A 24,838-nucleotide genomic window follows, 5' to 3' on the forward strand; every position below is an offset into this window, starting at 1 on the left:
AAGTGTAACTGTAATTGTTTTATTTACTTAAAAAGAAAAAAATGAATCTTATAACAGATCAAAATAAAAGTATAGCACAGTGGGCAATGAATATAGCCTTGAAGAATGGGTGTTCTGCATCGAGAGTATCTTTAACTGTTGCCAACAATAATTCTTTTGAGTATCGAAATAGTCAATTAGATAAATTGCACCAGAGTTCAGAAAATAAGCTGTATGTAGAATTATATGTAGATGGTAGATATGGAACTCTTTCTACGAATAGGCTTGAAAAGTCGGAGTTAGAATCTTTTATAAAAGATGGCATTGCTTCTACTCGATTTTTAGCGCCAGATTTGTGTCGCCAATTACCCGATATGGCACGCTGTTACAAATCGGATAAAAATGAAGATCTGGATCTATTTGATCCTACATTCTTTGATTATTCTGTAGACCAGAAACTAGAACTAGCGAAGGCAACAGTAGAGGAAATTTATGGAACCGATCCGAGAATAGTATCCGTTGTATCGAGTTATGATGATGGGTGTGGAGCAGAGTATATGGTGGCTAGTAATGGGTTTGAAGGTGAGATACAAGATACAGCTTTCAGCCTTACATCTGAGGTTGCGTTGAAAACTGCGGGAGATGCCCGTCCCGAATCTTATTGGTACGATAGTAAATTGTATTGGTCTGATTTGGTAAAAGAAGGAATTTCTCAGAAAGCATTCAAAAGAGCATTGCAAAAACTAGGTCAAACAAAAATACGATCGGGTAAATACAATCTTATTTTGGATAATACAGTTTCGATGAAATTATTATCTCCACTTATTTCGGCTATGTATGGAAGTGCAATTCAGCAGAAAAGTACATTTTTATTAGATCGATTAGGTGATAAGATAGTATCGGACAAGCTTACTGTGACTGATAATCCTCACTTGAAACGCTCATTCGGATCGCGCTGGTACGATGGTGAAGGGGTTGCTACAAAAGATCAAGTGTTGATCGATAAAGGTGTTTTAAATACTTACTTTGTTGATACATATAATGCTCTTAAATTAGATATATTACCTACTATTGCATCCCCATCTATAATTAAATTGAAGCATGGAACTCGCAATCATACACAATTGCTAGAATTGATGCATCATGGTATTTGGGTGACAGGCTTCAATGGTGGAAATACTAATAGTACTACAGGAGACTTTTCTTTCGGAATAGAAGGATTTTGGGTTGAGAACGGTATTGCAACCACTCCAATCAGTGAGATGAATATTACAGGGAATGTACTTGACTTATGGAATAACCTAATAGAGGTTGGTAATGACCCTCTTTCTCTAAATTCATCTCGACAAATACCTTCTCTTTTATTTGAAAATGTTAGCTTTAGTGGGTTATAAAGATTAGAACCGAGAATTATTTATAATAGAAAAAGATGGAAGTATCACTTCCATCTTTTTTGTTGTTGTAAGGTGATAATCTTATTTTCTGCGAATCACATTTACATCACCGGCTTCTTTGTATCGTTTATTATCAGAGCCTAATGCTTCTATAACCCAGAAGTAAACACCAGTATTTACATACTTGCCATTATATTTACCATCCCATCCTTTCGACGGGTCTGTCCACTCATATATCTTGTTTCCCCATCGGTTGAATATAGAGCATTTGAACCTGATTAATGATTTATATTCTCCTATTCTGAACACTTTGGCTGTTTCGCTATTTGCATCAGGGGAGAAATAATTCGGTGGTTTTTCAAGCGAAGATTCCGATATTGAAAATTCTACACTTGTGCTGGTTAGGCAAGACGGACCTCTACTAACAGATTCCAGAACAACTTTATAGTTTCCAGATTCGTTGAATGTAAATCTAATGTTTCGATCAGTGTAGCGTACTATTGCATTCTCCAAATCGGAGGTGTTGTAAATAAACCATGTATAGAAATGTGCCGTTGGTTCATTGGCATATCCATAGAAGTTTATTTCGGCTGGAGCAGAACCTCCTAAATCTGAGGTTACCCCATTTGAAGCACTTGCTGAAACCTGCTCGGCTACAATGAAAACTTTGGTTGCAATGGCAGTATAATCTGTACTCTCTTTGTATATGTTTAATTGGAAGTGTTCAGCAAACTGATCTCCACTTATTTTGAATTTGGTATTCGTCAAAGGAGCATCAATTGTTCGATATGTACCTATATCAATTGGACCTATTTCTCTAATCAGAGGTGTGAAATCTTTAGTTGATCCATCCAGATCAGCGTATTCTATAGTGTATTTTCTAAGTACAGAGTATTCTCCTCCAATAGTAGAATAATAATGTAGATCGTCAGATTTATCAATAAGTAATCTCAAAACAGTACACTGTTCTTCTGTTTCAGCAGATCTGTCTGGTTCGATAGAGTTGAAGATGGGTAAATGTTGACTGTAATCTATAATCCATATTATGGGATTAGCTTTTCCGTTTACTTCAGCGAAATATCCTCTTGAATCCTGAAGATTATTTATAGTGTAGGTGGTTTTGTTTCCACTATTGCTCGTTGAGATTTCAGAGTAAGGTATTAATACTTTATCGTCAATAGAACGTGTGTACTTATAGAAACGTACTACCGCTGCATCGGATGTATAAGATATACTTGCTCCCGAAAAAGTATTTAATAGATAAACTTTCTCTATGCCCGTGCCTGCTAGTCCTTCTGTATATTCGTATGGCTGTCCTAGCCCGCCCGACACAGTATATTGTGCGGATAGGGTGAGGGTGAATAATAATAAAAGATTAGCTAAAAGATACTTCATTCTGTATGGAATTTCTTGCTAAGATAGTGTTTTGAGACTTTATTGAACAATAAACCCTCTATTCTTAACGAAAGAGGGTTTTATTTTATTATGTAGTAAGCTTTGTTTTAAGCTTTTTCCATGTTATTTGCAAGTACACCCATTTTTTTGAAAATGGCTCCGATTTTATCTAAGGCAATGTCTACTTGTTCTTTAGTATGAGTAGCCATTAGAGAGAATCTAATTAGTGTATCTTTAGGCGCAACAGCCGGCGATACTACAGGGTTTACGAATATACCTTCTTCGAATAGAGTACGAGTTATAATGAATGTTTTCTCGTTGTCTCTGATGTATAATGGTATAATCGGACTGCTTGTATGTCCTATTTCACATCCTAATTGGCGGAAGCCGTTCAATGCGTAATTGGTAATATTCCACAGATTCTCTACACGATCGGGTTCGCTCATCAATATATCAAGTGCAGCATTAGCGGCAGCAGTTGCTCCCGGAGTTACACTCGCACTGAATATATAAGGGCGTGAGTTGTGACGAAGATAATCGATAATTGTTTCTTCTGCTGCGATAAAACCTCCGATAGATGCTAGTGATTTGCTGAAAGTACCCATGATAAGATCCATGTTATCGGTTAATCCGAAATGATCATGAACACCTTTACCATTGAAATCACGACCGAAAACACCTAATCCATGAGCTTCATCGATCATTATGTTTGCATTGTATTTTTTAGATAACTCAACAATTCCAGGTAAGTTAATAACGTCACCTTCCATGCTGAATACTCCATCAACTACAATAAGTTTTACTTTGTCTGGTTCACATTTTTGAAGTTGTTTCTCCAAAGATTCCATATCGTTGTGACGAAATTTCAACTTTGTAGATAGTGAAGCTCTGTTTCCCTCGATAATAGATGCGTGATCTAATTCGTCCCAGAGGATGTAATCTTCACGACCGGTTATACAACCAACTACGCCTTGATTTACATTGAATCCGGTTGAATATACTAAAGCATCTTCTTTACCAACAAAAGCAGCTAATTTTTTCTCTAGCTCAACATGGATGTCTAGCGTTCCGTTTAGAAAACGAGAACCCGCCATACCAGTTCCGTATTTACGGGTGGCAGCGATAGAAGCTTCTATAACTTTAGGGTGATTAGTCAATCCTAGATAGGCGTTTGAGCCAAACATTAAGACTTTTCTACCATTGATAACGACCTCAGTGTCCTGATCGCTTTGAATTTCTCTGAAATAAGGATAGATACCTGCCGCACGAGCATTTCTGGCAGCATCATATCGATATAGCTTATTACTTAATAGGCTCATAACTTTATAATAAATAGGAATATTAATTATAACTACTTTTTCAAGCTTTTCTTCTCAAAAAAAGCAGGCTGCAAAAATAGCTAAAAAAAATTAAAGAAACGATTTTGGTGGAAATATTTTACTGAATGTGCTATTAAACGAATTAAAATGATCTAATTTAATTTTCTTTAATGAAATACTAAAATGCAAAGCCACAATCTGTGTTTCTTTTATTAAATTTGCATTCTTGATTATATTGGAGATAATGAATAGGTACGTACGTCCTTTTTGTATTTCTCGGATAGATGCCACATTTGAAACGGGATATAATCCTTTAACGTATCTGGAAGCATCAATATACTAGGGAGTGGAATAATTTAATGGCAAAAAGAAAAGATAAGAATCGACATAGTTTTTGGAAACGACTACATTTTAAGTACCGTTTATCTATTTTAAATGAAAATACACTTGAAGAAGTGTGGAAACTTCGTGTTTCTATGTTTCATGGTATTATGTTGTATCTTACTTCTTTCTTCATACTGATGGTTATTGCCTCAGTTATTATTATAACAACACCTATCCGTAACTATTTACCGGGTTATCTTGATTCTGAAATCAGGGAACAAGCCATTCGCGCAGCTATTCAGGTCGATTCGTTGGAGCGTCAGCAAAGTTATCAGTTGGCGTATCTTGACAACATAAAAGATATTTTTGCAGGAAAGGTTCAGCCTGACTCTGAAAGTAAAGTGGATACTGTGACCATCTCAGAAACAGATAAGTCTTTGCAAAGTACCGATCGCGAACGCAAATATCGTTCTGAGTATGAAGATGCGGAGAAGTATAACTTGTCAACTATTTCTACTTCGGATGCTACTCCTACCGAAGGGGTGACTTTCTTTCGCCCGATTAAGGGTATAATTACAGGTAAATTTAATCTTCCTTCTCGTAACTATGGGGTTCAGATAGTAACGGCTGGCGAAAGTGTAGTAGCTACGCTCGAAGGCTCTGTTGTATTTGCTGGATATGCGGACAATGGATACATTATGCAACTTCAACATAAAAATGGCTTTATATCTGTGTACAAAGGAGTATCAATGGTTTTGAAGAAAACGGGAGATAAAGTTCGAACCGGTGAGGCTATTGCTATGGTAGGTAGTGGAAAAGATAATTCAGAAAAGAAAACATTACAATTCGAGCTTTGGTATAAGGGTAACCCTATCAATCCCGAATTATATATATCATTCTAAAAAATAGATGAAACGTAAACTCGCTATATTAGGATCAACAGGATCAATAGGAACGCAAGCATTAGATGTGGTTAGAGAGCACCCCGATAAGTTTGAGGTATATGCTATCACTGCAAATAATAGCTTGGATTTGCTGGTGAAACAAGCCCGTGAATTTCAACCTGAGGTTGTTGTGATTGCTAATGAAGATAAATATCAGGCATTAAAAGATGCCTTAGCCGATCTGCCAATTAAAGTTTGGGCAGGAATGGATTCTATTGTTCAGGTCGTTCAAAGCGAACCGATAGATATTGTTCTGACTGCTATGGTTGGTTATGCAGGTTTGGCACCCACAATCAGTGCTATAAAAGCAAAAAAGCCTATCGCTTTAGCTAATAAAGAAACGTTGGTTGTTGCAGGTGAATTGATAACCGAATTGGCTTTAGAGAACAAAGTGCCTATATTACCTGTAGATTCGGAACATTCGGCTATCTTCCAATGTTTAAATGGAGAGAATAGTCCGATTGAAAAAATACTACTCACAGCATCGGGAGGTCCTTTTCGAAAACTCAGTAAAGACGAGTTGCAAAAAGTGACTAAACATCAGGCTCTGAAACACCCTAATTGGGATATGGGGGCTAAAATCACTATTGATTCGGCAACCTTGATGAATAAAGGGTTCGAAATGATCGAAGCTAAATGGCTGTTTGGACTTACTCCTAGTCAAGTAGAGGTGGTTGTACATCCACAATCTATAATCCATTCGATGGTGCAGTTTGAGGATTCCTCTATAATAGCGCAAATGGGATTGCCCGATATGCGTTTACCCATTCAGTATGCATTTGCCTATCCGAATCGTTTGAAATCTAACTTCGAGCGTCTCGATATATTTAAGTTGGGTACTATGACCTTCGAAGAGCCTGATATGGATCGTTTCCGTAATCTGGCTTTTGCTTTCGAAGCGGCTAATAAGGGTGGAAATATGCCATGTATAGTAAATGCTGCAAATGAAATTGTAGTAGAAGCATTCTTAAAAGAAAAAATAGGATTTCTTGAAATGAGCGAAATCATTGAGAAAACAATGCTAAAGGCTTCATTTGTAGAGAGACCAACATACGACGACTATGTACAGTCGAATATCGAAGCCCGGGAAGTTGCCTCCGGTTTTGTAAACTAGTTGAAAGACAAGGGTTACGGCACGAACAAATTATAGAAAAAAGATCAGCGATCTTAATTATTTATTTTCTAAAACAGACTGATGGAAACATTTTTCATAAAAGCGTTACAATTAATTCTAAGTTTATCAATATTGGTTATTGTCCATGAATTCGGACACTTCTTTTTTGCCCGAGTATTTAAAATAAAGGTTGAAAAGTTTTACCTTTTCTTTGATATAGGTTTTTCTTTATTCAAGTTTAAGCCTAAAAATAGCGATACAGAATATGGTATCGGTTGGTTACCTCTTGGTGGGTATGTGAAAATTGCTGGAATGATTGATGAATCGATGGATAAAGAGCAAATGCAACAGCCTGAACAGCCTTGGGAATTTAGATCGAAACCTACATGGCAACGTCTATTGGTGATGATTGGCGGTGTATTGTTCAACGTTATTCTGGCGATATTTATATATTCTATGATTCTTTTCTCGTGGGGCGATTCTTATATCTCTTTTAAAGATGTGAGTCATGGAATGGAATTCAGTCAGGTTGGAAAAGATGCAGGTTTCCAAGATGGAGATAAAATTATAAGTGCGGATGGTAAAGAGTTGAAATTCCATATGGATAAAACATTGGATATAAATACTCTGATGAAATTTGCAAATGCTAAAGATGTTGTTGTAGAGCGTAATGGAAAGCTCGAAACAATAGCTATGCCTGATGATTTTGCCGATAAGATGATCTCTTCTAAGAAGATGGCCTATGAAATGAAGATTCCTCCTCTTGTAGATAGTGTGATGGTTGGAGGTGCAGCCGAAAAGAGTGGATTAATGAAAGGAGATAGCATTGTCTCTGTAAATGATAAATCTGTAGAATCTTTCGCAGGAATTAGACGAAATATTAGCGAAAATCTTAATGCTGATGTGGTAATTGGTTATTACAGAGGAGACTCGTTGCATCAGACAACTGCTCGTGTTGATAGTTTAGGTATTTTGGGTTTTACAGCAGTTCCTTTGACTTCTATTTGTGAGTTAAGGCATGATAATATTGGCTTCTTTGCGTCGTTTCCGGCAGGAGTAAATCTAGCAAAAGAGACATTTCAAGGATATATTGCACAGTTCAGATTCGTATTTACGAAAGAAGGTTTATCTAACCTAAGCGGATTTGGTGGTATAGGTGGCATGTTTCCTGCTACATGGGATTGGCAAGCGTTTTGGTTTATGACAGCATTTTTATCTGTGATTCTTGCTGTGATGAACATTTTACCAATACCAATGTTGGATGGTGGACATGTAATGTTCTTGCTATATGAAATGATTACTCGCCGAAAACCAAATGAGAAATTTCAGGAGTATGCTCAACTAGCAGGGATGGTATTTATTTTTGCTTTGCTGATTTATGCAAACGGAAATGATATATTTAAAGCAATATTTAAATAAGGTCTCAGACCTTTTGGTTATTCAGGCAAGTAAAATAACTATAGTTTAGCTATAACTTTAAAATATAGCATCAAATATTCACATTACTTAAAGAGTAAATACGGATAATGAAGGTCACAGATTTAATTCAAAATAATGGAAAAACCGCTTTTTCTTTTGAGATATTACCTCCTTTAAAAGGAAATAGTATTCAGAAAGCGTACAATATAATAGATAAGTTGATTGAGTTTGACCCTAAGTATATAAATATTACAACGCACCATAGCGAGAATATATATAAGGAGATGCCCGATGGAACAGTAACGAAGGTGAATGTAAGAAAACGCCCGGGCACTGTGGCTATTGCAGCCTCTATACAGAACAAGTACAATATTACAGCTATTCCTCACATGATCTGTAAAGGTTTCAGTAAAGAGGAAACAGAATATGCTTTGATCGATTTAAACTTCTTAGGCATTCATAATCTTTTATTATTGAGGGGTGATGCTCATAAGCTAGAGTCTGATCAATTGGCGGGTAATATGAATCAATACGCAACAGATCTGCAAATACAAGTAAATCAGTTTAACGAAGGCATAACCGCGGATGGAAGTAATTTCGAACGTTTCGAAACTCCGTTTTCTTATGGAATGGCGTGTTATCCGGAGAAGCACGAAGAAGCACCTAATTTAGAGTCGGATATCTATTATCTGAAAATGAAGCAGGCGCAAGGTGCAGAATATTTTGTGACTCAAATGTTTTTCGATAACAGTAAATATTTTTCATTTGTAGAACGCTGTCGTGCCGAAGGTATTACTATACCTATCATTCCGGGAGTTAAACCAATTTATAAGATCAATCATCTGACTCTTTTACCTAAAACATTCAGATCTGATATCCCCGAAGAACTTGCTGCCGAATTGAGAAAATGCAAATCGGATATTGAGGCAAAAGAAGTGGGTATAGAGTGGGGTATTAAGCAATGTAAAGAATTGATTCGATACGGAGTGCCTAGCATTCATTTTTATGCATTAATGGCTACCGAAAGTGTACGTCGTATAGCTAAAGAGGTATATTAATTAAATAAGTCTTGGACTTGTTTAAGTAAAAAAGACTCCGCAGTTTGATAATATACAAGTGATTATTCTAAAAAAGAAGATAAAGAAAAGTGTTTTTTAAAGATATAATAGGGCAGGAAGACGTAAAAGAGCAATTAATAAGTTCGGTAAAAAAAGGTATTATACCTCATGCCCGACTCTTTTGCGGACCGGAAGGGATAGGTAAATTATCTCTAGCAATCTCTTATGCCCAATATCTGAACTGCCTTGACCCTCAGGATAATGATTCTTGTGGAAAATGCAGTTCTTGTCTTAAATATAAGAAACTGGCGCATCCCGATCTTCATTTTGTTTTTCCAGTAATAAAGAAAGATAAAAAAGAGGTGTGTGATGATTATATTAATGAATGGAGAACTTTTGTAGGTGAACATCATTATTTTAGCTTAAGTCAATGGCTTGCATATGTTGGTGCAGAGAATGCTCAGGGTATGATTTATGCCAAAGAAAGTGAAGAGATAATCCGTAAACTTAGCCTTAAGATATATGAGGCCAAGTATAAAACGATGATCATCTGGTTACCTGAAAAAATGCACGAGGCTTGTGCTAATAAATTGTTGAAAATCATAGAAGAACCCTATGATAAAACTGTTTTTATATTAGTCTCTAACACGCCCGATCAGATTATAACAACAATACAGTCGAGATGTCAGCGTGTCAATATTCACAATATAACAGAAAGTGCTATTGTTGAAGCCTTGAAGTCTGACTATAATATATTACCCGAAGATGCTGTTTCGGTAGCCCACATTGCCAATGGTAGCTATCTGAAAGCTGTTGAAACAATAAGTTTAGATGAAGAACATAAGTTCTTCTTTAATCTTTTTGTACAGATGATGCGAGCTTCTTATGCTCGTAGTATCAAAGATATCAAGACTATTGCTAATGAAATAGCAACGGTTGGAAGAGAAAGGCAAAAGAATTTTTTAGTATATTGTCAGCGAATGATACGAGAGTACTTTGTCAGTAACCTCAGACACTCGGAAATGGTATATCTAAATCAGGATGAGAACCGCTTCGGAACTCGTTTTGCACCTTTTATCAACGAAAAAAACATAATAGATTTTACTGCTGAATTGGCGTTGGCAGAACGACATATTGAGCAGAATGTAAATGCAAAGATGGTTTTTTTTGACTTATGTCTTAAAATAACCATGCTTTTGAAAAGATAAATAATATAAACCCACAAAGTCGGAAAAGGGGCTTTGTTTTATTTTTAAACATTATGGAACTTAATTTAAATCCCAATAAACAGTACAAACCGGTAAACGATTGTTTAGGCACATGCAAAACGCCGACTGGTTGTACATGCGGTAGAAAGAAACAAACCGTTATAGTAAATGGACTGACAGTGAAGGCTTGTGGTTGTGGTAAAAATCCGGGAGGAGCTTGTGGTGGGGCCTTGAAAAAGGCTGAAGCTGAGGCTGCCGCGGGTTCATCATCAGAATCGGCTGCTCCGGCAGCATCAACAGGAGGAAGCTGTTGTTCGTCAGGCGGTGGAGGTTGCTCATCGGGTGGTTGTTCTTCAGGCGGCTGTTCGTCCGGAGGGTGTTCATCAGGTGGAGGCTGTTGTGGAAGTAGTAGTAAAGGTACTCATAAGCTAGAGGTTTTTGACTGGCTTTATGACATGCCAGAGTCTCAATTAGAGACCCAAATGGTAGAGGTTCAGTTTAAAAATACACGTAAAGGTTATTATTTGAATAGTAATAATCTTGATTTGTATAAAGGCGATATTGTTGCAGTAGAAGCTACTCCTGGACATGATATCGGTGAAGTTACTTTAACAGGAAAACTTGTTCTTCTGCAAATGAAGAAAAGTAATAATAGAGGACAACAAGGTGAACAGAAGCGAATCTATCGAGTTGCTAAACCTTTGGATATTGAGAAATTCAATGAAGCAAAGGCTTTGGAGCATAAAACAATGCTTAGAGCTCGTGAACTTGCAGAGAGTCTAAATCTGAATATGAAGATCAGCGACGTAGAGTATCAAGGCGATGGTAACAAAGCTATATTTTACTATATTGCTGATGAGCGTGTCGATTTCCGTCAGTTAATCAAGGTTTATGCAGAGCAATTCCGTGTAAAAATTGAAATGAAACAAATCGGAGCTCGCCAAGAAGCAGGAAGAGTAGGAGGGATTGGACCTTGCGGTAGAGAATTATGCTGTTCAAGTTCTATGTCTAACTTTGTTTCGGTATCAACGTCTGCGGCTCGTTTTCAGGATATATCTTTAAATCCTCAAAAACTTGCTGGGCAATGTGGTAAACTGAAATGTTGTCTTAATTATGAAGTAGATACTTATGTAGAGGCTCAAAAGAAATTGCCTTCTCGTGAAATTGTACTGGATACAAAAGATGGTGCATTTTTCCACTTTAAGACAGATATACTTTCGGGTATGATGACCTATTCTACCGATAAACATTTTGCTGCCAATTTAGTGACAGTAAATAAAGATCGTGTATATGAGGTGATAAAGATGAATAGAAACGGAAATAAACCTGTGAGAATAGACATCGAGAATGTTGAAGTTCAGGAAAAAGCCGGAGCTATGGATATCTTAGAGGATAATATCAATCGTTTTGATAACAATGCTAATAATAAAAATAGGAAGAAGAAGGTTGTAAAAGGTGGTGGACGCCCTCAGACTGAGGCTGCTCAAGCAACAGAACGTGAGCCTAAAGATGTAGCTGTTGTTAATCCCGAAAACAGAGAATCTAATCCTAATCAACAGCGTAGCAAGAGTCGAAATAATAACAACAGATTTAAAAATCGACCTCGTAATAATGAAAATCGGAATAATAACCGAAATGACAATTCGCCTCAGAATGAAGGATAAATTTATATACATAATAAGTATATTAATAATAGTATTTGTATGTCTCTCGTGTGAAAAACGAGAGGCATATTATCGTTTTAGCGAACTTAAGGATGCTAGTTGGAGTAGGCTCGATACGCTTTATTTCGATATAGACTCAATATCTGTTCCTCTTAATATGCCTTTGGATGTGACGATAGAGTTGGTAAATAACTCAGACTATCCCTATCAGAATATCTGGTTATATGCTTTGGATAATTTTGAAGATAGTGTGTTTACTCTTGAAGAAAAGCAGTATGAATTGGCTGATAAACTAGGTAAGTGGCATGGTTCAGGTTTTGGCTCTTTATATCAATTGCCTTTACTATACAAGAAGAATGTAGTGTTTTCTGAAAAGCGTAACTATCAATTGAAGATTGTGCATGGCATGCGTGATGAACCTTTGTTAGGTATCGAAAAAATAGGAGTTAAGATTGAAAGTGCTCAAAATTAAGTCTTTCGTTTGTCTGCCGCTATTCTGAGTAATATAGAAGTAGATGCGGCTATTTATAAGGTTATACTTTATTCGTTATTATTTTAATAAGACCTTCAACCCAATATTGTTCAAAGTTTAAGCAAGGAACAAAGGTAAATTCTTCACCTCCTGCTTTCATAAAGTTATCTCTGGCTACAATACCTATATCATAAAGAGTCTCTAAATTATCAGCCGGAAATCCCGGAGTGATAGTAATAACCCTTTTACTTCCATCAATGGGTAGCTGTTTCATAGTTTCATTCAAGTCAGGTTTCAGCCATTTACGACCAATTGCCGAAGAATAAACAATCCTATTCTTTTTAGGGTCAATATCTAGCTCTTTACTAACTAATCTTACCGTTTCTTTGATTTGATATACATAATCAAAGTCTTTTCCTTTTTCCCACCCTATTTCAACATGTGTCAGCGGTAAACTGTGAAAACTAAATACCAATCTGTCATATCCCTTTGCTATGTGAGGCCTCAGGCTTTCAGCCAAAGCATGTATATAGTTGGGGTCATCATAATATGGTTCTACTATTTTCAATCTAAAAGAATATGGCTTCTTATAAAAATGATTTCCAATAGCCTCTACCACTGTCTTATAAGATGACTGTGCATATTGAGGGAAAAGAGGCACAACTACTACTTCATGTAAAGTTGCACATTTCGCTTTGAGTTTACTTAGTGCTTCGGGAATAGAAGGCGAACCATAGCGCATGGCTATTTCTACAGGCATGCTGGTAGCTTTCTCTATCTTCTTAGCTAACTGTTGTGTATTGTATAATAAGGGCGATTCGGTATGTTTATCATCCCAAATGAGAGAATAGTGTGATGCCGAATTAGAGGCTCTCAGCGGTGCTATAATTTTAGTAGCAAGCCTTGTTCTAAGCCAATCCGGTGCTGTCATTACCAACGGGTCAGATAACATAGCCCCAATAAAGAATTTGACGTCTTCTCTATTTTTGGTCTTGGGACTTCCTGTATTGATGATAAGAATGCCTCTCATTTGATCTTATTGCAATTAAATATATGTTTAAGAGTAATAAGTATAAAAATACAATAAATTATTGATTATTGCCATTACTCAGAGTTCCATTTTAGGAGAATAGGCTCAAAGACAAGAATTACGCCAATTACTAATTGGAATCTTTCTCGTATAAAATAATAATTTCTTGCCTGATTGATTTTATTTATACTATTTGATTGTTGTTTTACTTTAGAATAGCTTTCTAGTGTATTCTATTTTAATAGATTATTAATCAGATTTTAGAGTAATTAATATGATTGATCTTTTTATCTGTTTAATTAGTAATGTTTTGAAAATTCTATCAGTGTGGATTAATTCTGTTCGTCTATTATATGTTGTCGCTGTAATGCTAAAATTTTAGTAGTTAAGCTTTTTCTTAATATGTTTAGAATTAGAGTTGTTTATACACTTAATGTAATTCTCAATAAGGTTAATTCTATCTGTCTGTATTGTAATAAAAAAAAGGAATAGAGTAAAAAAACTCTATCCCTCTTTGTAACTTGAATATCAGATATTCTGATTTCTCAGGATACTTATTTATACATAAGTCTCCAATAATTGAACGTAACTATTAGGAGTAATCGTGATGCTTTTTGTATTTGCTGCGGGTACTAATAAAGTCTCGCCTTGTTTCAATTCTATTGTTGTATTATTAGAATCTTTAATTTCACAACTACCATCCATACAGATATAGATTATAAAAGAATCTTTATCACTGTGGTCTTGAGTGTGAGGTTTGTCTAGTTCCAATAGATTTGTTGTGAAATATTTACACGATTCCAATTGAACAGTGTCGTTGGCTTTGTGTGAATAATCTATTTGATAGTTATCATACAATTTAAAATCTATTGCATCCTTAGCCAACTCTGTATGTAATTCTCTACCATTACCATTTGCATCTTTACGATTATAATCGTAGATACGATAAGTAATGTTAGATGTTTGTTGGATTTCTGCGATAAATGTGCCTGCACCGATAGCGTGTACACGTCCTGCAGGAAGGAAGAAAGAATCCCCTTTTTTCACATCGTGTTTAGCCAGATAGTCTACAAAGGTATTGTCTTCAATACTTTTTACGTATTCGTCGGGACTAAGAGGTTTGGCGAATCCTGAATAAAGGAAAGCTCCTGGCGCTGCATTGATAACATACCACATCTCGGTTTTTCCGAATGAGTTATGTCTTTTCATTCCTAATTCGTCATCAGGATGAACCTGTATAGATAGATTGTCTCTAGCATCTATAAATTTGATTAAAAGAGGAAATGTTGCTCCAAATTTCTCAAATACGTGTTTTCCTACAAGACTCTCTTTATATTGTGCTATTAGGTTTTGAAGGTTAAGACCTCTAAGGTCTCCATTGTCAACAACTGAAATGTTGTTTTCAACCCCCGATATTTCCCAACTTTCACCTATTCCGTCTTGTTGGGGAGTGATACCTTTAAATTTACAAATATCAGATCCTCCCCAAATGATCGGCTTGAGGATTGGACTGAATTTCAGTGGATATAAATTCATGATTGTTATATAAATTTGATTAATATCTTTTTATTATTACATTTTCACTTTTATAACAATCTTAATAACCGAGCCTTCCCCGACACATGGAGCATGTCCATCTTGCGGAAAAAAGATAACAAAGTTACCCGGCATCAAATCAAATCTAACAGTAGGTTTATCTTCGAAGAATTGAATGTCTTTAGTGGTGTCAAAAGGAGCTGCTTCTTTTTTTAAACTGCTTCTTTCGATCCATCCAAAGCCTTCAGCCTTAGAAACGGGTATTTGTATATCCAAATACTTATTGTGTACCTCTAATCTAGCCTGTTCCGGAGTTTTTAGATTGCTTTCACTAATGATTGCAAATATATTTTGTCCGTCTATTTCAACTTTTCCTAGTGCAAGATTTTTCATATCCAGAGATTTGATAAACTCAATCGCTTTAGGAAAAAATGGATTCAAGCTTTCATAGTTTGAAATTTTTTCAATACTGTCTATTATCATGATGTTTTTTATTTAAGATTATAGACAAAAGTAACAATTTATTGCAAGAATAGAATACGAATAAGTAGAGTAAAGTATTTATTGTTGCTCTAACAATCTCTGCTAAACAATCTTTAGTGCTTTAATAGGAATTAGAAGTACCTTATTTAATCTTTTGAAAAGTAATATTATTTTCTGAATAGTGGTATTCTTTTCATATTTTTTAATAGAGATAGTTTATTAAGAGGGTAATCTATTTTATTTTCATTTATCTTTGCGATTAAAGACTGAATTTTTTATGCAAAAAGATATAGATTTAAGAATAAGCCCCGATCAAGCTGCAGATATTAACCTTATTAAAGGTATTGCTGCTGATAGAACCAATACGAAGATGACTGAAATTACAGACGTTCGTATATTGAAGCGTTCTATTGATGCACGTCAGCGTAATATTTTCATTAATTTGCGTGTTCGCCTATATATAGGAGAATCTCAACCCGAAGTGTTATTCGAACAAACGGAGTATCCTGATGTAAGCAATGCAACTCAGGCGATAGTAGTTGGAGCGGGTCCCGGTGGATTGTTTGCCGCTTTACGACTAATAGAGCTAGGAGTTAAACCGATTGTTGTTGAAAGAGGCAAATCGGTAAGAGAGCGTAAAAAAGACCTAGCTACAATTAATAGAGAGCACATTGTTGACGGCGACTCTAATTATTGTTTTGGAGAAGGTGGTGCAGGAGCATATTCGGATGGTAAATTATATACACGGAGTAAAAAACGTGGTAATGCAGATAAAATATTGAATGTATTTTGTCAACATGGTGCAACTACTGATATTTTGATTGATGCACATCCCCATATTGGTACAGATAAATTGCCAGCAATTATTCAAAAAATGCGTGAGCAAATAATTTCAGCAGGCGGAGAAGTGCATTTCGAAACTCGTATGGATGAGTTACTCATCGAAAACAATGAGGTAAAAGGGATTAAAACTAATACCGGTAAGATATTTGAAGGATATGTAATATTAGCAACTGGTCATTCGGCTAGAGATGTATATTACATGTTGCATGATAAAAAGGTAAAGATAGAAGCCAAAGGCCTAGCTATAGGTGTTCGTGTAGAACATCCTGTACACTTGATTGATCAGATACAATATCATAGCCCTGAAGGAAGAGGAGAATACCTACCTACTGCTGAGTATAGCTTTGTGGTTCAATCAGGAGATAGAGGGGTATATTCGTTCTGTATGTGTCCGGGTGGAATTGTTGTAGCTGCTGCCAGTGGAGAGCGTCAGTTGGTTGTAAATGGAATGTCACCTTCTAACCGTGGATCGAAATGGTCAAACTCTGGAATTGTCGTAGAAATACATCCGGGAGATTTTCCCGAATACCAAAAATATGGAGAACTTGAACTTTTGAAATTTCAAGAAGACATAGAAGAAAAAGCTTGGATTGCGGGAGGTAAAACTCAGGTTGCACCAGCACAGCTTATGGTCGATTTTGTGAATAATGTACAAAGTACAGAATTACCCAAAACATCGTATGCTCCGGGTATTGTATCGTCTAATTTGCATGATTGGCTACCTCCATTCATTTTACAACGTTTGCAAGATGGACTTCAAAAAGTAGGAGCAAGCTATAAAGGTTATTTGACTAATGAGGCTGTTTTATTAGCTGTTGAAAGTCGTACATCGTCGCCTATTCGTGTTTTGCGTGATAGAGAAACAATGCAACATGTGGAGATAAAAGGTCTTTATCCTTGTGGTGAAGGTGCTGGTTATGCTGGTGGAATAGTTTCTGCCGGAATGGATGGTGAGCGTTGTGCTGAAGCTTTAGCAAATGTTTTAAAGGGCTAATTACTAATTGATATGATATATTGTAAGGGTGAATAATTATTCACCCTTTACTTTTTAGTGGTAGTAAATAAAGGTATAGATTATAAAACGTATGTGATTTTAATACCTATTCTTCCACAATTTACGTAAGTGTTCCAATATTTTTGATTCAGCAGGGTTTGCTTGTGGTTCCCAGAATCTAGTGTTTTTTATTTCCTTAGGCATATAATCTTGTTGGATAAAATTATCCTTATAATCATGAGCGTACTTGTACTCCTTGCCATAATCCAACTCTTTCATCAATTTGGTCGGGGCATTTCGTAGATGCAGAGGTACGGGTAAGTTTCCTGATTCTTCAACTAATGCTAAAGCTTTGTCGATAGACAAATAAGCCGAATTACTTTTGGGAGAAGTTGCCAGATAAACTGTAGTCTCAGCCAGAATAATACGTCCTTCGGGCCATCCTATTTTTTGAAGGGCATCGAAGCATGCATTTGCCAAAAGTAAGGCATTAGGATTTGCTAAACCGACATCTTCTGCTGCCGAAATAACTAACCTGCGAGCTATGAATTTAGGATCTTCACCTCCTGCAACCATGCGAGCAAGCCAATATATAGCAGCATCAGGATCGCTTCCACGAATAGACTTGATAAATGCCGAGATTATATCATAATGCATCTCCCCACCTTTATCGTAGGCTGCTGGGTTTTCTTGCAGACGTTCTGTTACGATCTTATCTGTAATAATGGTATCACCTTCATCTGCCGATATTACAAGATCAAGTATATTTAATAGTTTTCGGGCATCACCTCCCGAGTATTTAAGGAGAGCATCCGTTTCTTGTATATTTATATTTTTTTCTTTGAGAATAAGGTCTTGCGTTACTGCTCTTTGTATTAGTTCAAGGAGATCAGCTTTATCCAAAGATTTGAGGACATAAACCTGACAGCGTGAAAGAAGCGGACGAATAACTTCAAAAGAAGGGTTTTCGGTAGTTGCCCCTATCAATGTGATTACACCTGTTTCGACAGCTCCAAGAAGTGAATCTTGTTGAGATTTACTGAAACGGTGAATTTCATCAATAAAAAGAATAGGACTTTTTGTGGTATTGAAAAAAGTATTCTTTTTTGCCGTATCTATAACCTCGCGTACATCTTTTACTCCCGAGTTAATAGCACTTAATGTGTAAAAAGGGGTGTCAAGTGTATTCGCAATGATTTGAGCCAGAGTTGTTTTTCCTACACCCGGAGGTCCCCATAAAAGAAAAGAGGGAACACGACCCGATTCTATCATTCGGCGTAATACGGCTCCTTCGCCGACCAAATGTTTTTGACCGATGTATTCGTCCAATGATCTGGGACGTAGGCGTTCTGCTAAAGGCTGGCTCATGACTATTCTAAGTTAATGATAATATAAAACGGCATGTTTCGAAAATGATAATAGTATTTGCTGTTATACTCCCGAGACCTTAATTTATTTGTTGAAGCACTTCGTCTAATTGTTCGCTAAAATGGGTATTGCCATTTCGCTCATCAAATCGTTGTGCCAAATTGGTTGCAATAGTATAATAGTGATTGTACAGATCATCCAGATTATAGGTGTTATCTTCTCTGTAATAAGTATGATCGCTATTTATGCCTTCTATAACCCGAGTACCTCCTCCTTTAAATAATGCAAGTGTAGAGGCTGCAAAGTCGAATCGAATGCCGTCTTCCGCACTAATCTCCCAGTTGACATATTTACAGAAATATATCCATGCTTTTTCTTTTTCATGCTTAGACATATAGTACATCACTAAAGTAACTTCGTATAACTGAAAAGGAAAATGAGCTAATTCTGAAAATTCTTTATCAACTTCGGCAAAATATTCGGCTGCTCTCGGATCATTCATTTTTCCTCCAAAATAATAGATAAGCCCACTATAAACAGGTATATGATTCATCTTGTGGACAGATTTCTTTGCCATGAACTCCTGAATATGAGAAATAGCCTTGTCGAAGTCTCCTTCAAACATTTCAACATATATGGTTGTAATGAGGTCATTACTCAAAGAGGTCATGTTGTCTTCCGCTTCACTATCTCTTAAATCGAGATATTTACGTGCATCTTCTCTGCTACCCAGAAATAGAGACCAGTTAGCCATTACATTGTAATATTCGCGACTACTCATTCCATATTTGATAGACCTCTGTCTAAAATCTTCAAGAATGGCTTCTACCTGTGCTTTCGATATATTCAGATTATTGTATGATACAGATGCCATCCATTTGTATTCATTCAGAATTTCTTCTTCCGAAAAGAATTCGGGATCAGAATCATAAGCATTCAAAATCCATGCAAATGCAGGAAAACTTTCACGCGAGTGAGCAGTAAACTGTTCGTTACGAATTAAATCCATTCTGAGATCGAATCCCCAATCTATATCATTATTGGCATCTGCAATCTGAATTGCTTGCTTTAATAACTTGATTATGTCGTCTGCGTTGTTGGAATTCTCAGTTTCTAAAAGTATTTTTTGTATCTCTAGATTATAATTCATTCTATTTTAAGTAAATGAAAGTATTTCATGAAATACTTTCCGATTGTCATAAGCTATAATCTGTATATTTACGAAAGCAGTGAAAAGCTTACAACTTTTAGTTACACTGATACAACTTCTTCTAACGCTTTCGAGAACGAATTGGTTTCGTTACGAGCGTCAAATTGTTGAGCCAATTCGTTTGCTTTCTTATAATAATAATCGTAAAGATCAGCTATATTGTAATTACCATCTGCTTTGAAATAAGGAAGCTTTTCGCTCATAGTCAATTGCTTTTGCCCATCCTCTTTCAATAAAGTCAGAATGTTTTTAGAAAAGTCGAAACTAATAGAATCCTCTGCTCCAATTTCCCACTCAGCATATTTTTGGAAATATTCCCAACCTCTGTTTCTATCATACTTATTCAGATAATAAATAAGATCTGATATATTCGAAATAAGAGAAGAATCGTTTTCTTCTGCTTCAGCAATTTCCTCTTCTGCTTTTTCGAAGAACTCGGCAGCTCTTTCATCAGCTGCTTTAGACAGGTAATAAGTCAAATTACAAAAAGTGGAGAGAGGCATAACGCCACACGTAAGCTTTTTAGTAATTAAATCATTTGCAGTAGTAATAGCTTTGTCAAACTGACCTTCTATAAGTTCTATTTCTACTCTTGTATCTAGTTCACAAGCGGGGCAGTGCGACATTCTGTCTCGTGTCGTATTATCGCGTAGCTCTAGGTATTTATTAGCTTCCTGCATATCGCCAATGAATAGATTCCAATAGATCATTACGCTGTAATATCCGCGAGGAGTATATCCGTTGCGTTCCATCCTTACTTTAAGATCAGCCATAATAGATTCTACTTGCTGACGCGAAATGTTCACATTACGCCTTGCTGCGGCTGCCATCCATTTGTATTCCCAAAGAAAATCATCTTCATTAAATAACTCAGAGTTAGAATCGTAAGCACTAAGTATCCACGTAAAGGCAGGAAAACTTTCAGTACAATGCGATGTGTCTTTTTCTTGTGATATAAGATCAAGTCGCAAATCGAACCCCCAATCGAGATCGTTATTAGCATCTGCAATCTGAATGGCTTGTTTCAGTAAATTTATTTTATCTTCTGGATGCGATAATGTATCCAATTTCAATAATATCTTTTGTATTTCCAGATTATGATTCATCTATTAGCTTATTTAGTGTTTGAGTAATAACAAAGGTAAAATAAATCTGAGGATATTCAATAAAAAGAAAGTTTTAGACCTTTCTGGTGTTTTTGTAATGGTGTTGCATAATAGATAGTTAGGTCAGAATAATCTCTGTCTAATTATTTACAGTATTTATATCGTGTATATAATCTATCTAATTTGTACATTTGCCAATGCAAAATGTAACGATACAAAATTAAATGCTACCAAAAATTACTGAAGAATTTGATCTTCATATTGAAGAAGCTGCAATCAGATTGAGCGAGGTTATCAGAAAAACTCCATTAGAATTAAATCTCTCATTATCGCGTACTTTCGACTCAAATATATATTTGAAGCGTGAGGACTTGCAAGTAGTACGTTCTTATAAGTTAAGAGGTGCGTATAATATGACGAGTTGTTTGGATGCCGAGCTTCTGAAAAAAGGAGTGGTGTGTGCCAGTGCTGGTAATCATGCACAAGGAGTTGCTTATAGTTGCAATCAGATGGGTGTGAGAGGCGTTATTTTTATGCCGAAAATTACACCTAAGCAAAAGATAGAGCAAACGAGAATGTTTGGTAATGGCAATATCGAAATAGTCTTGGTTGGAGATACATTCGACGATTGTGCCAATGCTGCAAAAATATATACAAAAGAGCATAATATGACTTTTATTCCTCCTTTCGATCATCCTCAGGTGATAGCAGGGCAGGGTACAATAGGTCTCGAAATTTTAAAAGAAATTCCTAAAGGAACTATCGACTATCTTTTTATTCCTATTGGAGGAGGTGGTTTATGCGCTGGAGTGGGTGCATATATAAAAGATCATTCGCCCAATACCAAAATAATAGGAGTAGAACCTGCGGGAGCACCTTGTATGAAGGCTGCTTTCGATGAGAAGCATCCGGTAACACTAGCTCATATAAATAAGTTTGTTGATGGAGCAGCGGTTCAACGTGCGGGAGATATAACTTATCCTATTTGCAGGAAAGTTGCAGATGATATTTGCCTGGTTCAGGAGGGTGAAGTATGTACTACTATTCTTAAGCTATACAATAAAGATGCTATTGTAGTAGAACCTGCAGGAGCATTAGCTATTACGGCTTTGAATCAATATTCGGAGGAGATAAAAGGAAAGAATGTAGTTTGCATAGTAAGCGGAAGTAATAATGACATTAACCGTATGCAAGAAATCAAAGAACGCTCTTTGATTTTTGAAGGCTTGAAACATTACTTCATCATCAGACTTCCACAACGTACGAATGCGCTTAAGGATTTTGTAAATGAAGTTTTATCTGAGCATGACGATATTGTTCGTTTTGAATATATGAAGAAGAACGATCGTGAAAATGGTCCTGCGCTAATAGGTATAGAAGTAGATACGGTAGGAGAATACGATAATTTGATTGCCCGAATGCTTAAATATGGACTCGATTTTACCCAGCTTGATCCAAATAGCGACTTGGGGAAATATATAGTATAGTTTATCTTTTAATGAAGATAAGGTAAGAGGCGTAATTTATTATGTCTCTTTTTCTTTTGTTACTTTGGTTGGTAAAACAGTTATAGAACGTTATATTCTGAGAATATATTATTAAATACTTAGTTTTACTTATTACCTTTAGTTCTCAAATTTATTTTATCATGAAACAATTTTTTATCAGTGCAGTACTACTAATGGCTGCCTTTGCTATTAATGCACAAAATTTTAATGTAGGAACTTATAATGTTCGAAACGATAATCCATCGGATGTGGGTAATATGTGGAATGATCGTTCTCCGTATATTGCTAAACTAGTGCAGTATCACGATTTTGATTTCTTCGGAACGCAGGAAGCTTTGCCACATCAATTAGAAGATATGAAGGCTGCTTTACCTGGCTATGACTATTATGGAGAGGGTAGAGATGGAAATAATCAAGGAGAACATTCTGCTATATTTTATAAAACGGCTAAATATAAATTATTAAATAAAGGAGACTTCTGGTTGTCTGCAACTCCCGATGTTCCTTCTAAAAGTTGGGATGCGCCTTGTTGTAATCGTATTTGTACTTGGGTCGAATTGCAGGATATAGAATCGGGAAAGAAATTCTTCGCATTCAGTGCACACTACGATTATGAGAAAGATTATGCACGTAATGAGAGTAGTAAACTGGTACTGGCTAAGATTAAAGAAATAGCAGGTGATAATCCTGTGATATTTATGGGCGACCTTAATGGCGGAATGAATAGTTCGTGGGCTCAAATCATCAATAATTCGGGAATTTTGAGAGATACTTATTATGATGTTGAAAAACCATATGCAAACAACTCTTCATTTAATGCATGGGGTAAACCTCTTGACCAATTAGATGCATTGGATAGAGGTATCATAAGTAATAACGAAATATTAGATCATATCTATTTTAGCAAACATTTCCAAACTAATAGATGGGGAATGTTGACAGATACTTATAACATCGGAAAATTTCCATCAGATCACTTTCCTGTTTTAGTTAATGCTGAATGGATAATTGAGCCTGTTAAAAGAAGTGATATGAGCTATAAGTAATATAGTAATAGCAAGATAAAAGAGGAGGGAGATATTCCTCCTTTTCTTATTATAACTCTATTCAGAATCGAATAAAGGATGTACAGTAAACAATTTTTTCTGTATCCCGTTAAATAAGGAGATTTAATACTTTTAGAAAATAACATAAATCTGGTTATGGAAAGGAATAAAATAAGAGAACGATTAACATTAAAACCCTTTGGATTAGAGTACATAGACCAGTTTAATGAGTTGTTACGATATGTGTTTCAGGTAACAAATAGTGATATTCAGGAAAGTGGATACGAGGATGGGGAGATCGTAAAATCGAAGCGTCCGATCCTTAAAAATGCCGATGTGATTGGTTGGTTCAACGAAGATCAGTTAGTGTCACAATTATGTATCTATCCTTGTCAGGTAAATATTCATGGAAAAATATTTTCGATGGGTGGTCTTACAGGTGTTGGTACATATCCTGAGTATGCCAATTTAGGTTTGATGAACGATTTAATAAAATCGGGACTGCAAATAATGAGGGATAAGGGGCAATGGATCTCCTACCTTTATCCTTATTCAATACCCTATTATCGACGTAAGGGGTGGGAGATAATGTCCGATCATTTGACTTTTACCATAAAGGATAGTCAAATACCTAAAAATGTTGGTGTAAAAGGTTTTGCTGAGAGACTTCCCGTTACCGATAAAGATGTGATTGCTGTTTATGATAAATTTGCACGAAGTAATCATGGTGCTTTAATTCGAGGAAAACAAGAGTGGGAAGAGTATTGGAGATGGGAAAACGAAGATGAACGGACGGCTGCCGTCTATTATGATAAAGATGATGTTCCGCAGGGGTATATTTTATATTGGATAGAAGAAGATATATTTCATATCAAAGATATTATTTATTTGAATCAAGAGGCTAGGGTAGGTCTTTGGAATTTTGTCTATGCTCATTATTCGATGGTAGATGAGGTACAAGGAAATATCTATAAGAATGACCCTCTTCATTTCCTTTTAGATGACGGACAAATAAAAGAGACTATAGAGCCTTATTACATGGCAAGGGTAGTTGATGTGACTGAGTTCTTGAATAACTTCCCCTTTAAAGAATCGGATATATTTACACCTTTCCATTTTGTAGTTTCAGATTCTATTGCAGAATGGAATAATGGAGTATTTGGTCTCTATAAAAATGAAAAAGGAAAGCTTACGCTTACAAATGAAGTAGTAGGTAAAGCTGTCTATTTAGATATTCAAACTTTGACTACTATGTTAATGTCTTATCGTAGCCCGTCTTATTTGCATAAGATAGAGCGTATTGAGGCTGATAGTAGTACATTAGAAATACTTGAACAAATAATTCCAGATAATCAGCCCTATTTTTCTGATTATTTTTAATTGTTTTTTAGCCTATAAAATAAGCGAAGCCCTATGTCTTACAT

The 24,838-nt window shown here is 36.0% G+C and carries 20 protein-coding genes; 12 read left to right on the top strand and 8 right to left on the bottom strand.

The window, feature by feature from the left end; translation table 11 throughout:
* The first annotated feature begins 41 nt into the window (after window positions 1-41).
* Window positions 42-1,373: a TldD/PmbA family protein gene (locus HGC4_RS09610; RefSeq protein ID WP_087880161.1), complete on the top strand. Its 1,332-nt coding sequence runs from the start codon at window positions 42-44 to the stop codon at window positions 1,371-1,373.
* 81 nt (window positions 1,374-1,454) lie between these two features.
* On the opposite strand, the gene HGC4_RS09615 is transcribed toward HGC4_RS09610, so the two are convergent.
* Together HGC4_RS09615 and HGC4_RS09620 are read right to left on the bottom strand one after the other, a co-directional pair.
* Complete coding sequence (locus tag HGC4_RS09615) at window positions 1,455-2,768, bottom strand: T9SS type B sorting domain-containing protein (protein ID WP_050709917.1); 1,314 nt, start codon at window positions 2,766-2,768, stop codon at window positions 1,455-1,457.
* A 107-nt stretch (window positions 2,769-2,875) separates the two neighbouring features.
* On the bottom strand, window positions 2,876-4,087 hold the full coding sequence (locus tag HGC4_RS09620; protein ID WP_050709918.1) for a serine palmitoyltransferase: 1,212 nt from the start codon (window positions 4,085-4,087) through the stop codon (window positions 2,876-2,878).
* A gap of 359 nt (window positions 4,088-4,446) precedes the next feature.
* Here HGC4_RS09620 and HGC4_RS09625 point away from each other — a divergent pair, with 359 nt between their 5' ends.
* The 7 genes from HGC4_RS09625 (at window position 4,447) to HGC4_RS09655 (ending at window position 12,290) form a co-directional block, all read left to right on the top strand.
* Entirely contained in the window at window positions 4,447-5,313 is an 867-nt protein-coding gene (locus tag HGC4_RS09625) for a murein hydrolase activator EnvC family protein (RefSeq protein WP_050709919.1), read from the top strand.
* A gap of 7 nt (window positions 5,314-5,320) precedes the next feature.
* On the top strand, window positions 5,321-6,469 hold the full coding sequence (locus HGC4_RS09630) for a 1-deoxy-D-xylulose-5-phosphate reductoisomerase (RefSeq protein ID WP_050709920.1): 1,149 nt from the start codon (window positions 5,321-5,323) through the stop codon (window positions 6,467-6,469).
* Window positions 6,470-6,550: 81 nt separating this feature from the next.
* Entirely contained in the window at window positions 6,551-7,888 is a 1,338-nt protein-coding gene (gene rseP, locus HGC4_RS09635; RefSeq protein ID WP_050709921.1) for an RIP metalloprotease RseP, read from the top strand.
* A 107-nt stretch (window positions 7,889-7,995) separates the two neighbouring features.
* Window positions 7,996-8,946, top strand: a complete 951-nt coding sequence (locus HGC4_RS09640) for a methylenetetrahydrofolate reductase (protein WP_050709922.1) — start codon at window positions 7,996-7,998, stop codon at window positions 8,944-8,946.
* 89 nt (window positions 8,947-9,035) lie between these two features.
* Window positions 9,036-10,154: a DNA polymerase III subunit gene (locus HGC4_RS09645; protein ID WP_050709923.1), complete on the top strand. Its 1,119-nt coding sequence runs from the start codon at window positions 9,036-9,038 to the stop codon at window positions 10,152-10,154.
* 53 nt (window positions 10,155-10,207) lie between these two features.
* Window positions 10,208-11,818 carry a PSP1 domain-containing protein gene (locus HGC4_RS09650; protein WP_050709924.1) on the top strand — a complete coding sequence of 537 codons (1,611 nt, stop codon included), beginning with the start codon at window positions 10,208-10,210 and terminating at the stop codon, window positions 11,816-11,818.
* Window positions 11,766-12,290 (top strand): gliding motility lipoprotein GldH, encoded by a 525-nt coding sequence (locus tag HGC4_RS09655; protein ID WP_242047143.1) that lies wholly within the window; start codon window positions 11,766-11,768, stop codon window positions 12,288-12,290. The genes HGC4_RS09650 and HGC4_RS09655 overlap by 53 nt, the downstream gene beginning before the upstream one ends.
* Window positions 12,291-12,351: 61 nt before the next feature.
* On the opposite strand, the gene hemH is transcribed toward HGC4_RS09655, so the two are convergent.
* From hemH to HGC4_RS09670, 3 genes are all read right to left on the bottom strand, one after another.
* Window positions 12,352-13,320, bottom strand: coding sequence for a ferrochelatase (hemH, locus tag HGC4_RS09660; RefSeq protein ID WP_050709926.1), 969 nt, complete (start codon window positions 13,318-13,320; stop codon window positions 12,352-12,354).
* A gap of 558 nt (window positions 13,321-13,878) precedes the next feature.
* Window positions 13,879-14,856: a type I phosphomannose isomerase catalytic subunit gene (locus tag HGC4_RS09665; RefSeq protein ID WP_050709927.1), complete on the bottom strand. Its 978-nt coding sequence runs from the start codon at window positions 14,854-14,856 to the stop codon at window positions 13,879-13,881.
* Window positions 14,857-14,892: 36 nt separating this feature from the next.
* A complete protein-coding gene (locus HGC4_RS09670; RefSeq protein WP_050709928.1) occupies window positions 14,893-15,339 on the bottom strand; it encodes a NanQ anomerase/TabA/YiaL family protein in 447 nt (148 codons plus the stop codon).
* Between the two features lie 277 nt (window positions 15,340-15,616).
* On the opposite strand from HGC4_RS09670, the gene HGC4_RS09675 reads away from it, so the two are divergent.
* Window positions 15,617-17,176 (top strand): NAD(P)/FAD-dependent oxidoreductase, encoded by a 1,560-nt coding sequence (locus HGC4_RS09675; RefSeq protein WP_050709929.1) that lies wholly within the window; start codon window positions 15,617-15,619, stop codon window positions 17,174-17,176.
* 99 nt (window positions 17,177-17,275) lie between these two features.
* Here the strand turns inward: HGC4_RS09675 and HGC4_RS09680 are convergent, their stop codons facing one another.
* From HGC4_RS09680 to HGC4_RS09690, 3 genes are all read right to left on the bottom strand, one after another.
* A complete protein-coding gene (locus tag HGC4_RS09680) occupies window positions 17,276-18,544 on the bottom strand; it encodes a replication-associated recombination protein A (protein ID WP_050709930.1) in 1,269 nt (422 codons plus the stop codon).
* 79 nt (window positions 18,545-18,623) lie between these two features.
* Window positions 18,624-19,694 carry a hypothetical protein gene (locus tag HGC4_RS09685; protein WP_050709931.1) on the bottom strand — a complete coding sequence of 357 codons (1,071 nt, stop codon included), beginning with the start codon at window positions 19,692-19,694 and terminating at the stop codon, window positions 18,624-18,626.
* A 101-nt stretch (window positions 19,695-19,795) separates the two neighbouring features.
* Entirely contained in the window at window positions 19,796-20,860 is a 1,065-nt protein-coding gene (locus HGC4_RS09690) for a hypothetical protein (protein ID WP_050709932.1), read from the bottom strand.
* 224 nt (window positions 20,861-21,084) lie between these two features.
* Here HGC4_RS09690 and ilvA point away from each other — a divergent pair, with 224 nt between their 5' ends.
* The 3 genes from ilvA to eis all read left to right on the top strand — a co-directional run bounded on the left by ilvA (window position 21,085) and on the right by eis (window position 24,794).
* The gene (gene ilvA / locus HGC4_RS09695) at window positions 21,085-22,347 is read left to right on the top strand and encodes a threonine ammonia-lyase IlvA (RefSeq protein WP_050709933.1); all 1,263 of its coding nucleotides are present in this window, start codon (window positions 21,085-21,087) and stop codon (window positions 22,345-22,347) included.
* Window positions 22,348-22,508: 161 nt separating this feature from the next.
* The gene (locus HGC4_RS09700) at window positions 22,509-23,414 is read left to right on the top strand and encodes an endonuclease/exonuclease/phosphatase family protein (protein WP_050709934.1); all 906 of its coding nucleotides are present in this window, start codon (window positions 22,509-22,511) and stop codon (window positions 23,412-23,414) included.
* Between the two features lie 156 nt (window positions 23,415-23,570).
* Window positions 23,571-24,794, top strand: coding sequence for a GNAT family N-acetyltransferase (gene eis / locus HGC4_RS09705; RefSeq protein ID WP_050709935.1), 1,224 nt, complete (start codon window positions 23,571-23,573; stop codon window positions 24,792-24,794).
* The last annotated feature ends 44 nt before the right edge of the window (window positions 24,795-24,838 follow it).

The sequence above is a fragment of the Dysgonomonas sp. HGC4 genome, from assembly GCF_001261715.1.
Lineage (GTDB): Bacteria > Bacteroidota > Bacteroidia > Bacteroidales > Dysgonomonadaceae > Dysgonomonas_A.